Origin of the sequence: Terrabacter sp. Ter38 (genome assembly GCF_024519435.1) — a bacterium.
Classification (GTDB): Bacteria; Actinomycetota; Actinomycetes; order Actinomycetales; family Dermatophilaceae; genus Terrabacter.
This window is the reverse complement of the sequence record NZ_JALJRZ010000040.1, coordinates 1-347: the sequence shown is the minus strand read 5'-3', so window position 1 is coordinate 347 and position 347 is coordinate 1. Positions and strand designations below refer to the sequence as shown.

General features: G+C 59.9%; 1 protein-coding gene. It reads right to left on the bottom strand.

Annotated elements, in window-relative coordinates:
• A partial coding sequence (locus NR112_RS23320; RefSeq protein WP_256796476.1) for a hypothetical protein occupies positions 1-347 on the bottom strand: 347 nt, incomplete at both ends.

The window sequence follows — 347 nt, the reverse complement described above, 5'->3', positions numbered from 1 at the left end:
GAGGAGATCGGCCTCGCCCTTGCCGATGCCGGCGTGCCTGCCCTCCTCTCTCCTCCCTTTTCTCCTTCTTTTTCTTCCTCTCCTCTCCTCTCTTCTTCTTTTCTCTCCTTCTCCCCCTCTTCCCTCCTTCCTCCTCCTTTTCTCTCTTCCTCCCTCCCCTTCTCTCCTTTCCTCTTCTTCTCTCTCCCTCCCTCTCCCCCTCTCCTTTCTTTCTCTCCCCTTTCTCCTTCCCTCCTTCTCTCCTTCCTCCCCTCTTTTTCCTCCCTCTCCTCTTCTTTCCTTTTTTCTCGCTTTTCTCCCTCCGCCCCCCCCCCCGCCCCCACCCGCCCCCCCCCCCACCCGCCCCC